Origin of the sequence: Streptomyces sp. NPDC058246 (assembly GCF_042881985.1) — a bacterium.
In the GTDB taxonomy this organism is placed as follows: domain Bacteria; phylum Actinomycetota; class Actinomycetes; order Streptomycetales; family Streptomycetaceae; genus Streptomyces.
Genome location: NZ_JBHVWZ010000008.1, coordinates 1 through 12,961 on the forward strand (window position 1 = coordinate 1; position 12,961 = coordinate 12,961).

Consider the following 12,961-nt stretch of genomic DNA (forward strand, 5'->3'; position numbering starts at 1 on the left):
CCCTTTTCCTCCACTTTTTGTTTTTGTTTCGCGTTGGGCTGGGGGGGGGGGTGGTGCCCTACGGCCCCCCAAACCCCCCCCACCCCCCCCCCCCCGCGGCCGCATTCCGCGCGAGCGCCGCCAATGGCCGTCGGAGGCCCGGGGCCCGCATATACACGCCGGAACCCCGAACTGGCGCGCACCCAGCGCATATCCGCTGTTTCCCAGCGGTAGAAAGCACCTTGGTGGCAGTCTGCTCAACAGCAGATACGCAAAGTAGAGGCCCGCAGCCGGAGGTGCACGTCCCGTGGCGTCAAGTGTCAATCCCACTGTCCGGCGGCGCCGGCTGGGCCAGGAGCTGCGCCGGCTCCGCGAGCTCAAGGGCATGACGGCCGAAGAGGTCGCCGAGCGGCTGCTGGTCTCGCAGTCGAAGATCAGCCGGCTGGAGAACGGGCGGCGCAGTATCAGTCAGCGCGACGTCCGCGATCTGTGCGGGGTCTACGAGGTGGAGGATCACCGGATCGTCGACTCGCTGATGCAGATGGCCAAGGACTCGCGCCAGCAGGGCTGGTGGCACTCCTTCGGCGACATCCCGTACAGCGTCTACATCGGCCTGGAGACCGACGCCGCGTCACTGCGTGTCTACGACCCCCAGGTCGTCCCCGGCCTGCTGCAGACCCGGCCGTACGCGGAGGCGCTGATCGCGGGCGCCCTGCCGGAGACCGCGCCCGGCGACATCGACAAGCGCGTGCAGGTACGGCTGAAGCGGCAGGAACGAATCTCCGCCCCGGACAACCCGCTGCGCCTGTGGACCGTCCTCGACGAGGCCGCCCTGCGCCGGACCGTCGGCAACCGCTCCCTCATGCGTGACCAGCTGGAGCACCTCGTGGAGCAGTCCCAGCTGCCGCACGTCACCGTGCAGGTGATCCCCTTCGACATGGGCGCCCACCCGGGTCTGAACGGCCAGTACGCGATCCTGGAGTTCCCCGACGCGGCCGACTCCAGCGTCGTCTACATCGAGGGCGTCACCAGCGACCTGTACCTGGAGAAGGCGAACGACGTCCAGAAGTACAGCGTGATGTACGAGCACCTGCGGGCGCAGGCCCTGAACGTGGAGCAGTCGCGCCAGTTCATCGCGGACATCGCCAAGGATTACGCGCGCTGAGCCGAGGGGCTCGAGAACGGCGCGGGAGGACCCCGGCCGGGCACACCCCGACAGCACCCCGCCGGACACCCCGGCAGCACCCCGGCGGGTTCCCGGCAGCACCCCGCCGGGCCCCCCGTCAGGGCTCTCCGACGAGAAGGTGCCGGACCATACACCTTCCCCACGTCGGCAGGGAAGACCCCCTGGAATATGCCATCCAGTCGAGTGAATGGTCGCTTCGTCAGCCGATGTTGGCGAGTAGCGTCGATCACGCCACCGAGCAACAACGTTGGCGCAAACCGAGCAGCGGGTTCCGGAACGAACCAGCGGTGCGGTGACAGCAACTCAACGACTCGCTACTGGAGCGAACATGGCAATTCAGCAGGGCGCCACCGACACCTGGACCAAGTCCTCCTACTCCACCGGCAACGGCGCATGTGTCGAGGTCAAGTCGCCCGTTCTCGCGGCGATGGCCGTACGGGACTCCAAGGTCCCCGAGGGTCCGACGCTGGCGTTTCCCGCGAACTCGTGGAACGCCTTCGTGGCAGAGGTGAGCCGGGGAGCCTTCGACCTCGCCTGACAGATGACCTCACACAATTTCATACGCATCACCGACAGAGCCCTCTCGACCGGCCCGCCGTCCTGGCCGAGGGGGCCCTCCCCTTTCCGGGGGCTCCCCACACGCTCAGCGCAGGCGGTCCACGTACCGGTCCGTCCCCGGCACCGTGGGGATGAACGGCGCCACCAACTCCACCCTCCCGAGGCCGGATTCGTGCACCGCCGCGTCCAGCCCCGTGAAGTACTCCTCCCAGCACTCCCGCGGATCCGCCTCCAGGAACCACAGCAGGGTCAGCCGCGTATCCACGCCCTCGACCTGCTTGACGTACGTCATGCGGTCGCCGGGCAGCGGGGTCGGGCGGAAGACCGTGACCAGGGCGGCGGGTGAGCCGGCGAGACGCTTCGGAAGATGGCGCGACCGCAGCCACTCCAGCAACTCGGCGCGCTGCCCGGCGGATTCCGCGTCGATGACCTCCATCACCAGGCCCGCGTACGGGTGGTCGAGGGCGTGGAAGTCGCGAGGACCCGCGGCTCCGTCGCGGTAGACGGTGGCTTCGTGGTCCTGGAAGGCCGTGAACACATGCGTACGGTCCTGGTAGACGCGGCCGTCGCGGTTCAGCCGCTTGTTGATGCCGACGGTCCACTTCATGTGGTCGTCGTAGCGGCCTTCGGTGACCCAGTAGGTGGAGAGGTAGCAGCCCGCGGTGACCGGCTGGGCGACCGCCGACTTCTCCGGGTGGCGCAGGAGCTGGAGGTCGCGGGTGGCGACCCAGCGGCGTCCGGCGTACATCCAGGGCATCGCCATCGCGCCGGCGTAGTAGTGATCGTCCTCGTACCAGCGGTTGTACGCGTACTCGTGGCCGGGGTGCGGTTCGACCATGGTGATCAGGGCGTGGCCCGGGTGGACGCCGTACGGGCCGAGGGCGGCCAGTTCGGCGTACGTCTCGCTGCGGGTCTCCTCCGACATGACGATCCCCTTCCTTCTTCCGCCGGACGCCCATACTCTGACGCCCCGTCAGACAATGCGCCAGAGCCGGGGAGGCTTCCGATGTCACTGCTCGCGGGCAAGACCGTCGTCGTGTCGGGGGTCGGGGCCGGTCTCGGCCATCAGGTCGCGGCGGCCGTGGTGCGCGACGGCGGCAACGCCGTGCTCGGCGCGCGCACGGAGGCGAATCTCGCCAAGTCGGCGGCCGAACTCGATCCGGACGGCGCGCACACGGCGTACCGGGCGACGGACATCACGGACGAGGGGCAGTGCGAGGCGCTGGCCGCGCTGGCGACGGAGCGGTTCGGGCGGATCGACGCGGTCGTCCATGTCGCCGCCTGGGACAGCTATTTCGGCGGCCTGGAGGACGCCGACTTCGCCACCTGGCAGTCGGTCATCGACGTGAACCTGCTCGGCACCCTGCGCATGACCCGCGCCTGCCTGCCCGCGCTGAAGTCGCGCGGCGGCTCGGTCGTCGTCATCGGCACGCAGTCGTCGGTGGCCGCCCCCTCGCAGGTGCGACAGGCGGCGTACGCGGCCTCGAAGGGCGCGCTGACGAGCGCGATGTACTCCATGGCCCGGGAACTCGGCCCGCACCGGATACGGGTCAACACCGTGCTGCCCGGCTGGATGTGGGGGCCGCCCGTCGAGGCGTACGTGCAGTTCACCGCGCACACCGAGGGCGTGCCGGAGGCGGATGTGCTGCAGCGGCTCACCGAGCGGATGGCGCTGCCCGAGCTGGCCACGGACGGGGATGTGGCGGACGCCGCGGTGTTCCTGGCGTCCGACCGGGCGCGGGCGATCACCGGACAGTCTCTGCTCGTGAACGCCGGCGAACTCATGCGGTAGACACGGCGGCTGCCGCGGCTCCTTTCCCAGTCGCACGGGACCCGCATCCCGTACGCCTGCGTCTCGATCGTCTCCGCCGATCTGTCGATCAGCCGTTGTCTGCTGACGAAGTGCCCGCTCATCGTGTGTTCCGCGTCACGAGCACGACAACCGCCCTACAGGTAAAGTGGAAGTAAAATCGTTCTGCTTTCTGATCTGTGTTCACACTTGTGACCATGAGAGGTCTTGACCGGCCGGTCGAACCAGCGGTTCAATCCCCGAAGTCCCCGCTCCCGCACGGGGCCCCGCCCATGCACGTACTGGCGAAGTGCCGTCCGGTATCTGCAGGTTCACAAGGCGGACCCCTGGAGGGGGCACATGAACGGTCTCGACTGGGTCGTCCTGGTCGCGTACTTCGGCGTCATGACCGCGATCGGTTTCTGGTCCCACAAGCGTGTCGACGACGTCAGCGACTTCTTCACCGCGGGCGGCAAGATGCCGTGGTGGCTGTCCGGCATCTCGCACCACATGTCGGGCTACAGCGCGGTGATGTTCACCGGGTACGCGGGCATCGCGTACACATACGGCATCACGTCGTACGTCACGTGGTCACTGCCCATCGCCATCGGCATCCTGATCGGCGCCAAGGCATTCGCACCCCGGATCAACCGGCTGCGCTCCCGGCTGCACGTGGCCTCGCCGCTGGAGTATCTGAAGGACCGCTACAACGTGCCGACGCAGCAGGCGCTCGCCTGGTCCGGCATGCTGCTGAAGATCGTGGACGTCGGCGCGAAGTGGGCGGCCATCGCCACGCTGCTCAGCGTCTTCACCGGGGTCACGCTCACCCAGGGCATCCTCATCACCGGCGGCATCACGGCCGTGTACTGCACGATCGGCGGGCTGTGGGCCGACGCGCTGACCGAACTCGGCCAGTTCGTCATCCAGTTGCTGGCCGGCGTCTCGATGCTGGTCATCGCGCTGAACAAGATCTCCGACCAGGGCGGGCTGTCCAAGGCCCTCGACTCGCCCAAACTGGACGGTCACGCCAACGGCTTCGCGGGCCCGTATCTCACCGTCTTCTTCATCGCCTATCTCTTCATCAAGCTGTTCGAGTACAACGGCGGCATGTGGAACCAGGCCCAGCGCTACATGGCGACGGGCAGCGCCAAGCAGGCCACGCGGTCGGCCCTGCTGTCCGCCGGGCTGTGGTTCGTCTGGCCGGTCATCCTGTTCATCCCCATGTGGCTGTCGCCGCTGCTGGTGACGGCGAAGAAGCCGGACGGGTCGGACGCGTACGGCCTGATGACCGAACAACTGCTGCCGCACGGTCTGTTGGGCCTGGTCGTCGTCGGCTTCTTCTCGCACACGATGGCCATGTGCTCCTCGGACGCGAACGCGATCGCCGCCGTGTTCACACGGGACGTGGCGCCGGTGCTCTCCAAGGCCGCGCGGGCATGGGACGCGCGGGCCGGGCTGATCGCCGGGCGGGTCACGACCGTCGCCTTCCTCGCCTTCTCCATGGCGGTGGCGACTCAGGTCAACTCCCCCGCCTTCAAGGACATCATCACGGTCGTCATCAAGTGGGTGGCGGGTCTGATGGGCCCGATCGCGATCCCGTTCATCCTGGGTCTGCTCCGGCCGTTCCGTAAGTCCGGTCCGACGGCGGCCCTCACCAGCTGGGCCTGCGGCCTGCTCGCGTTCTTCTTCGTCAACTACAACCTGGACTTCTCCCAGCGCACCGACGTGAAGCTGGAGTACCAGGTCTCCGTCCCGATGGCCATCTCCCTCGTCCTGTACATCCTCATCGGCTTCCTCAAGCCGGAGGACACCCCGGAGCGGGACGCGATCATCGAGAAGATCAACACGGATGACGACGGGGCGGCGTCCGTGGCCGTTCCCGCACCGGCGGAGGCGGTGGACGAGGTGGCGACGCCGGTCAAGGACTAGGGCCTGTCCGCCGGACAGTCCTCAGGCGGCACCGGTCAGGGACCAGCGGGTTCTCGCCCCTGAAACCTGAAAGGGGCACGGGACCGGCGCGACAGGCGCCGCCCTCACCCCCGCGGGTACCGGGCGAGCCACCCCGGAGACGACCCACCCGGCCCGTGCAGGGCCGGTCCCTGGGTCATCTCCATCGCGAAGTCGTCCGCCAGGACCAGGATCGTGGGACGGCCCTCCAGCTCGGCCAGCCAGGCCGGCGGGAGGGCCGTCTCGCCGTGCAGGGCACCCAGCAGACCCCCGGTCAGCGCACCCGCCACCCCGGAGGCCCCACCCTGGTTCACCGCGAGGCACAACCCGTGCCGGATGTCCTCCCCCACCAGCGCGCAGTACACCGCGACCGCGAGCGCCCCCTCCGCCGTACCGTCCCCGGCGAGCTCCTCCACCCGCCCCGGCGACGGCATCCCCTGCCGCACGGCCCCCAGCGCGTGCTGGAGCGCGCCGGTGACGGGCTCGTGCCCCGGACGGGGGGCCAGCATCGCCAGGGCCCGCTGGACGGCCCCGTCGAGGCTCTCCCCGCGGGCCAGACCGTGCACGATCACCGCGTACGCGCCCGCCGACAGGTACGCCACGGGGTGCCCGTGCGTCTGCGCGGCGCACTCGACGGCGAGCTGCACCACCAGCTGCGGCTCCCAGCCGACGAGCAGCCCGAAGGGCGCGGAGCGGGCGGCGGCCTCGGGCCCGGGCTCGCCTGGGTTCTTGGGCGCGTCCAGCGTGCCCATGATCTCGTCACCGAAGCCGAGCAGACAGGAGCGGGCCGGGTCGCGGCGGGCGTACAGCCACTCCTCGCGGGCAAGCCAGCCGTCGTCCTTGCGGCGTTCGTCGGGCCCCCAGTCGCTCTGGGTGGCCGCCCAGCGGCGGTAGGCGCGGTGCAGATCGGTCGGCGGATGCCAGGCGCCGGTGTCGCGGCGCACCTGGGCGCGGATCAGTCCGTCGACGCTGAACAGCGTGAGCTGGGTGAGGTGCGTGACGGCGCCGCGTCTGCCGTGCCCGAAGGCCAGGTCGGTGAGGCCCTCCGCGCCGTAAGCCTCCCGGATCTCCTCCAGGCCGAGCCCGTCGACCGGCGTGCCCAGGGCGTCGCCCACGGCGGCGCCGAGCAGCGTGCCGCGCACCCGGCTGCGGAAGTCCTGCTGTTCGGCACGGCCCCAGACGGCACCGGCTGTCGCACCCACCGAGACCTCCCCAGGAACCGTCCATACGTCCGACAGCTCAGCACTGTAATCGAACGCGAACGGTCGGTTGAGGGCCCGGAACGGTATGCGACATGTGACCCGAGAGGTCACATCGGAGCATTTTCGGAGCCCTGTGCGGTGGATGACGGACCAGGCCGGGTGGGGTGCGGTTCCTTCCCCGGTCCGTGCGGGCTTCGGCCGACGGCGGTCCGACGGCTCGCTCCGGGCCGGCGCGGTCGGCCCACTGCCCGGCGAGCGGCGCCACGGCCGCGCCGGCGCTACTCCGCGTCGCGCCGGCGCAAGACGGCACGCGCCGCGTCGATCCTGTCCGCCATCGTGCCGGGGTCGGCCGGATCGCCGCCGGACTCCGGCGGCAGCACCTCGAGTGCCCGGTCCAGGTCGGCGCGGGCCTCCTCGAAGCGCTCCAGGCCGATCAGCGCCCGGGCGCGGCACAGGAGAGTGGGCGCGTCGTCGGGCTCCAGGCTTCTCGCCCGGTCGGTGTCGGCCAAAGCCCTTTCATGGGCTCCCAGTCGGAGATGGAGCTCCGCCCGGTGGCGCAGCGCCCAGGGGTACTCCGGCAGGAGCGCGACGGCTCGGTCCAGGTCCGCGAGCGCCTCCTCGAAGCGGCCGAGTCCGCTCCGGCAGACGCCGCGGCTCGCGTACGCCGACGCGTACGCGCCGTCGATTTCGATGGCCCGGTCATAGTCGGCCAGGGCTTCCTCGTGGCGGCCCGCGGCCCGCAGGGCGTCACCCCGCTCGCAGTGGCCCCAGCCCCAGTCGGGTTGCAGGCGGAGCCCGAGATCGAGGTCGGCCAGCTGTCGTGCCGGCTCGCCCAGAGTCCGCCACACGCGGGCCCGGCGGCCCAGCGCCCAGGCGTAGTCCGGCTTGAGTTCCAGCGCGCGGTCCAGATCCGCGAGAGCGTCGTCCGGCTGTCCGAGCCGATGACGGGTCGCTCCCCTGGAGGCCCAGGCGAAGTGGTGCGCGGGGGCGAGCTCGATCCCCCGGGTCAGATCCCTGATCGCCTCGTCGTCGTGCCCCAGGATGCGGTGGTACTCGCCCCGTACGGAGATCGTCAGGGCGTGGTCCGGCGCGAGCGCGGCGGCCCGGTCCAGATCGGTGACGGCCGCCTCCTGGTCGCCCAGCCGGTGGTGGGTGAAGGCTCTGCCGCGATAGGCCTGCGCCAGTTCCGGGTCGAGCCCGACGGCCCGGTCGTACTCCGCCAGCGCCTCCTCGTACGCGCCGCTGTCCAGCAGAGCGGACGCCCGCACCGACCGGGCCCGTGCCTGCCGCCGCCCGTCGAACCCGGCCCGGTCCAGCAGCAGCCCGACGGCGGTGGCCACCCCGCCCGCGGCGAGCGCCGCCGACAGGTCCCGCCCCCACTTCCGTACGGCCTCCGCGTCCGCGTCCTCGCCCGCCTCGGCCAGGACCCGCGCCCAGCGCCGGGCGGAGACCTCCCCGCTGTCGCACGCGTCCACGAAGTCCCGCAGCACCATGGGCAGCGCGGCCCGCGTCCCCGCACACAGCGCGTGGTAGGACTCCGCCGACCGCAGCTCCCGCCACCTGTCGTCGGCCCACAGCCCGTCCGTGTCCAGGTCGCCCTCGGCCTCGGCCCGCCACCGTCCGAACGTCTCCGCGAGCCGCGTGTGCCGTTCGGTCCAGCCGCGCGGGGAGCGCAGTCGTTGCAGGCGCAGCATGGGGGCGCGTACGACGTCGTGGTACTGGACGCGGTCCCCGCGCTCCCCGACGAAGGGCAGACCACGCAGCCAGCCGAAGAGGGTGTCGGCCTCCTCGTCCGGGCAGTCCACGGCCACACGGAAGATGTCCGCGTCCAGCCGAAGCGGCAGCGCGCAGGCCAGCGCCGCGGCCCGCCGGACCGGGTCCTGCTCCCACTTCAGGAACCGTTCGACGGCCGTGGCGCTCGGATCCCCCACGTCGTCCGGGTTGCCGGGCCGGGACTCGGCGAGGGTCGAGACGAGGACCGGCAGGCCGCCGGTGAGGCGCAGCACCTCCTCGACGACCGGCTCCGCCACCACGCCCTTGTCGGCGAGCAGGCCCCGCGCCTCGGCCTCCGTGAACGGGCCGAGCGGGACGTCGGTCACGAAGTCGGCGAAGCCGCCCCAGCGGCCGGTGTCGAAGGGGCGCTGCCCGGCGGTCACGACGACGACGTTCGCCGGCAGGGCGCCGTGCCGGTCGGTCGTCATCACCTCGTGCAGCCAGCCGTCGAGGAACGGCCCGGTCCGCTCGTAGGTGTCGAAGAACAGGACGAGCCAGGGGGCGGCGTCGGCGGCCCCGGTCAGCTCGCCGAGCAGCACCGGCGTGAGGACGCGCTCGGGCGACAGGACCAGCTGGACGTCGTCCTGGTTGCGGAAGCGGGCGCTGAGCCCGGCGCGCAGCCGGTCGGCGCCGTGGGCGAGTTGGGCCGCGTCGAGGGTGCCCGCGAACGGGCCGACGACGGGGACGAGGCCCAGCCCGACCAGGCTCGCGCGCGCCGCCGTCATACTCGCGGGCGACGGCTGCGGTTCGAGGGTCTCCACCACCGCCGACTCCGCCTCGTGGCGCCGCTCCCGGTGGGTGGCCAGCAGGCGGTCCAGCTCCTTGAACCGGTGCCCCTGCCGGGCGAACTGCGCGCTCACCGCGGCCATCGCCTCGGGCACGCTGCCGGCGCTCTCGTCGACGTACCCGGTCAGCGCCCCGCGCTCCCGCGCGAGCTGCTCCAACTCCCGTACCAGGAAGGTCTTTCCGACCCCCGCATTGCCGTGCACATGGAACAGGAAGCGGTGCCGCTCGTCCTCCGGCGCCAGCTCGAAGTTCTCCCGGAACGCGGCGCGTTCGGCGCCCCGCCCCACGAACCCGCGCCGCCTGCGGTCCTTGATCAGCTCCTGCATCGACGGCCGCGCCCGCCCCATCCGCCCGTCCCCTCCGCACCGCACCGCACCGCACCGCACCGCACCGCACCGCACCGGTCAGAATCCCGGGCTCCAGTCTGGCTCAACTTGCCCAAAACGACCCGGGAGTTGGGCGGAGAGCATGAGCATGCCCATAGTTGGAGCATGCCGATGACTCGCAACCCCCACCCTGCCGCGTCCACCGCGCTCCCCCTCGCCTCCACCCTCCTCACCGCCACCGTCGCGCTCTACATCTCCCTCGTCGCCTTCGGGAACATCACGGACTTCGACACCAACCAGCAGTTCGTGCGCCATGTCCTCGCGATGGACACCACGTTCAAGGACGACGATCTGATGTGGCGTGCCCTCACCTCGCACGCGTGGCAGGACGCGGCGTACGTGGCGATCATCGTGTGGGAGACGGTCGCGGCACTGGTGCTCATCGCGGGCACCTGGCTGTGGGCCCGCAGGGACTACCCAGAGGCCCGACGCGTCTCCACCCTCGGCCTGTTGATGCTCCTGCTGCTCTTCGGCGCCGGTTTCATCGGCATAGGCGGCGAATGGTTCGCCATGTGGCAGTCGAAGAGCTGGAACGGGCTCGACGCGGCCACCCGCGTCTTCACCCTGAGCGGGATGGTCCTTCTGGTGATCCATCTGCCCTGGGGCGGAGCGTCCACTGCCGGTGCGACCGACTCGGCGGCTACGGACTAGCGAGCCGGTCGCCCCGGGCGCCAGGGCCTCGCGCAGGCCCCTCAGTCCCCCAGCAGCGGCAGCAGTTCCGGCAGATGGCCGTCCGAGGCCGCCGCCGCCCGCTGCCGCTCCTCCGGGACCTCCCCGTACAGCGTCGTGCGCGGCTTGGCCGGGCGGCCCGCCGCCTCGGCCACCGCGATCAGGTCCTTCACCGACTTGTACGAGCCGTACGACGAGCCGGCCATACGGGAGATGGTCTCCTCCATGAGGGTGCCGCCGAGGTCGTTCGCTCCCGAGCGGAGCATCTCCGCGGCTCCCTCCGTGCCGAGCTTCACCCAGCTGGTCTGGATGTTGGGGATGTGCGGGTGCAGGAGGAGGCGGGCCATCGCCATGACCGCGCGGTTGTCGCGGGTGGTCGGGCCGGGGCGGGCGATGCCGGCCAGGTAGACGGGGGCGTTGGTGTGGATGAAGGGAAGGGTGACGAACTCGGTGAAGCCGCCGGTCCGCTGCTGGATGCGGGAGAGCGTGCGGAAGTGGCCGAGCCAGTGGCGGGGCTGGTCCACATGCCCGTACATCATGGTGGAGGAGGAGCGGATGCCCAGTTCGTGGGCCGTCGTGATGACCTCGATCCAGGTGGCCGTGGGCAGCTTGCCCTTGGTCAGGATCCAGCGGACCTCGTCGTCGAGGATCTCGGCGGCGGTGCCGGGGATGGAGTCCAGGCCCGCCTCCTTCGCCGCGGTCAGCCACTCGCGGATCGACAGCCCGGTGCGGGTCGCGCCGTTCACCACCTCCATCGGCGAGAAGGCGTGCACATGCATGCCGGGGACGCGCTCCTTCACCGCTTTGGCGATGTCGAAGTACGCCGTGCCGGGCAGGTCCGGATGGATGCCGCCCTGCATGCACACCTCGACCGCGCCGACGTCCCAGGCCTGCGCCGCGCGGTCCGCCACCTGCTCCAGGGACAGCGTGTACGCGTCCGCGTCCGTGCGCCGCTGGGCGAAGGCGCAGAAACGGCAGCCGGTGTAGCAGACGTTGGTGAAGTTGATGTTCCGGGTCACGATGTACGTGACGTCCTCGCCGACCGCCGACTTGCGGACGTCGTCCGCGATCCGGCAGAGCGCGTCCAGCGCCGGACCGTCCGCGTGCAGCAGCGCCAGCGCCTCGTCGTCCGTCAGCCGTGTCGGGTCGTCCGCCGCCGTCGCGAGCGCCGCCCGTACGTCCGTGTCGATGCGTGACGGCACCATCCCCGGGGCCGCGGCCTCCCGGAGCGCCCCCCAGTCGCCGTACACGACGTCGAAGTCCTCCCGGCGGTCGCCGGTGCGTCCCTCGGTGTCGATCGACACATGCAGATCGGTGCGGCCGAAGGACGTGAAGGCTTCCTCCGGCTCCTGCCACGGGTGCCCCTCGACCACCGCGTCCGCGCGGGCCAGGCCCGTCTCCGGGTCCGCCAGCGCCCGTACGTGCGGCAGCAGCCGGGGGTCCAGCCAGGGCTCGCCGCGCTGCACGAACTCGGGGTAGACGCAGAGGCGTTCGCGCAGTGCGAAGCCCGCGGCGGCCGACTCCGAGGTGAGCAGCTCGATCTGCGGCCAGGGACGCTCCGGGTTCACGTGGTCGATCGTCAGCGGCGAGACCCCGCCCCAGTCGTCGATCCCCGCGCCGATCAGCCGCCCGTACTCGCTGTCGACGAGATTCGGCGGCGCCTGGAGGCAGGCCGCCGGGCCCATGATGTGCCGTGCCACCGCGACGGTGGCGACCAGCTCGTCCAGTTCCGCGTCCGGCATCCCGCGCATCGCGGTGTCCGGCTTGGCGCGGAAGTTCTGGATGATCAGCTCCTGGACGCCGTGGTACGACCGCGACACCCGGCGGAGCGCGAAGAGCGACTCGGCGCGCTCCTCGTACGTCTCCCCGATCCCGATCAGCAGTCCGCTGGTGAAGGGGACGGAGGAGCGGCCCGCGTCCTCAAGGACGCGCAGCCGCACGGCAGGTTCCTTGTCGGGCGAGCCGTGGTGCGGGCCGCCGGGCTCGGACCACAGGCGGGTGGCCGTGGTCTCCAGCATCATGCCCATGCTCGGCGCCACCGGCTTCAGCCGCTGGAAGTCGGTCCAGGACATCACGCCCGGGTTGAGGTGGGGCAGCAGCCCCGTCTCCTCCAGGATGCGGATCGAAATGGCCCGTACGTACGCGATCGTGTCGTCGTACCCGTGCGCGTCCAGCCACTCGCGGGCCTCGGGCCAGCGGTCCTCGGGCTTGTCGCCGAGGGTGATGAGGGCTTCCTTGCAGCCGAGTTCGGCGCCCCGGCGGGCGATGTCGAGGACCTCGTCCGGGGACATGAACATCCCGTGGCCCGCGCGGCGCAGCTTGCCGGGGACCGTGACGAAGGTGCAGTAGTGGCACTTGTCCCGGCACAGCCGGGTGAGCGGGATGAAGACGCTCTTCGAGTACGTGATGACACCGGGCCGGCCGGCCGCCTCGAGGCCCGCGTCGCGCACCCGTGCGGCGGACGCGGCCAGGTCGTCGAGGTCCGCGCCGCGGGCCTGCAACAGCACCGTCGCCTCGGTGACGTCGAGCGCGACGCCGTCCCGCGCACGCTTGAGCGCGCGCCGCATGGAGTTCGCCGTCGGCCCGGTTCCGGGAGTCGCGGAAGTCGTCATCCTTCGAGCATACGATCGCCTTGATCAGGCGTTACAGGGCCTGGCCGTATTCCTCGCCTGCCGCGGATCGTCAC

The 12,961-nt window shown here is 71.1% G+C and carries 9 protein-coding genes; 5 read left to right on the forward strand and 4 right to left on the reverse strand.

All coding sequences use genetic code 11. From position 1 onward, the window contains the following. Positions 1 to 286: 286 nt before the first annotated feature. On the forward strand, positions 287 to 1,144 hold the full coding sequence (locus ACFVXA_RS14040; protein ID WP_362016559.1) for a helix-turn-helix transcriptional regulator: 858 nt from the start codon (positions 287 to 289) through the stop codon (positions 1,142 to 1,144). 349 nt (positions 1,145 to 1,493) lie between these two features. Continuing rightward, the gene (locus tag ACFVXA_RS14045; protein ID WP_148008907.1) at positions 1,494 to 1,703 is read left to right on the forward strand and encodes a DUF397 domain-containing protein; all 210 of its coding nucleotides are present in this window, start codon (positions 1,494 to 1,496) and stop codon (positions 1,701 to 1,703) included. A gap of 105 nt (positions 1,704 to 1,808) precedes the next feature. On the opposite strand, the gene ACFVXA_RS14050 is transcribed toward ACFVXA_RS14045, so the two are convergent. Further along, on the reverse strand, positions 1,809 to 2,648 hold the full coding sequence (locus tag ACFVXA_RS14050) for a hypothetical protein (RefSeq protein WP_362016562.1): 840 nt from the start codon (positions 2,646 to 2,648) through the stop codon (positions 1,809 to 1,811). Between the two features lie 81 nt (positions 2,649 to 2,729). On the opposite strand from ACFVXA_RS14050, the gene ACFVXA_RS14055 reads away from it, so the two are divergent. Both ACFVXA_RS14055 and ACFVXA_RS14060 read left to right on the forward strand, forming a co-directional pair. Continuing rightward, positions 2,730 to 3,515 carry an SDR family oxidoreductase gene (locus tag ACFVXA_RS14055; RefSeq protein ID WP_383900538.1) on the forward strand — a complete coding sequence of 262 codons (786 nt, stop codon included), beginning with the start codon at positions 2,730 to 2,732 and terminating at the stop codon, positions 3,513 to 3,515. Between the two features lie 357 nt (positions 3,516 to 3,872). Next, a complete protein-coding gene (locus ACFVXA_RS14060) occupies positions 3,873 to 5,441 on the forward strand; it encodes a sodium:solute symporter family protein (RefSeq protein ID WP_362016566.1) in 1,569 nt (522 codons plus the stop codon). Between the two features lie 104 nt (positions 5,442 to 5,545). Here the strand turns inward: ACFVXA_RS14060 and ACFVXA_RS14065 are convergent, their stop codons facing one another. Next, positions 5,546 to 6,661 carry an ADP-ribosylglycohydrolase family protein gene (locus tag ACFVXA_RS14065; protein ID WP_384398650.1) on the reverse strand — a complete coding sequence of 372 codons (1,116 nt, stop codon included), beginning with the start codon at positions 6,659 to 6,661 and terminating at the stop codon, positions 5,546 to 5,548. 278 nt (positions 6,662 to 6,939) lie between these two features. Further along, positions 6,940 to 9,567: a tetratricopeptide repeat protein gene (locus tag ACFVXA_RS14070; protein WP_390025104.1), complete on the reverse strand. Its 2,628-nt coding sequence runs from the start codon at positions 9,565 to 9,567 to the stop codon at positions 6,940 to 6,942. Positions 9,568 to 9,711: 144 nt separating this feature from the next. Here ACFVXA_RS14070 and ACFVXA_RS14075 point away from each other — a divergent pair, with 144 nt between their 5' ends. Continuing rightward, positions 9,712 to 10,257: a DUF2165 domain-containing protein gene (locus tag ACFVXA_RS14075; RefSeq protein WP_389466374.1), complete on the forward strand. Its 546-nt coding sequence runs from the start codon at positions 9,712 to 9,714 to the stop codon at positions 10,255 to 10,257. Between the two features lie 41 nt (positions 10,258 to 10,298). On the opposite strand, the gene ACFVXA_RS14080 is transcribed toward ACFVXA_RS14075, so the two are convergent. After that, positions 10,299 to 12,887: a bifunctional FO biosynthesis protein CofGH gene (locus ACFVXA_RS14080; protein WP_390025106.1), complete on the reverse strand. Its 2,589-nt coding sequence runs from the start codon at positions 12,885 to 12,887 to the stop codon at positions 10,299 to 10,301. Positions 12,888 to 12,961: the final 74 nt, after the last annotated feature.

Coding starts and splice junctions, on each gene's coding strand:
- ACFVXA_RS14080 (WP_390025106.1), bottom strand. CDS start 12,887: ATGACGACTTCCGCGACTCCCGGAACCGGGCCGACGGCGAACTCCATG.
- ACFVXA_RS14045 (WP_148008907.1), top strand. CDS start 1,494: ATGGCAATTCAGCAGGGCGCCACCGACACCTGGACCAAGTCCTCCTAC.
- ACFVXA_RS14060 (WP_362016566.1), top strand. CDS start 3,873: ATGAACGGTCTCGACTGGGTCGTCCTGGTCGCGTACTTCGGCGTCATG.
- ACFVXA_RS14055 (WP_383900538.1), top strand. CDS start 2,730: ATGTCACTGCTCGCGGGCAAGACCGTCGTCGTGTCGGGGGTCGGGGCC.
- ACFVXA_RS14070 (WP_390025104.1), bottom strand. CDS start 9,567: ATGGGGCGGGCGCGGCCGTCGATGCAGGAGCTGATCAAGGACCGCAGG.
- ACFVXA_RS14075 (WP_389466374.1), top strand. CDS start 9,712: ATGCCGATGACTCGCAACCCCCACCCTGCCGCGTCCACCGCGCTCCCC.
- ACFVXA_RS14050 (WP_362016562.1), bottom strand. CDS start 2,648: ATGTCGGAGGAGACCCGCAGCGAGACGTACGCCGAACTGGCCGCCCTC.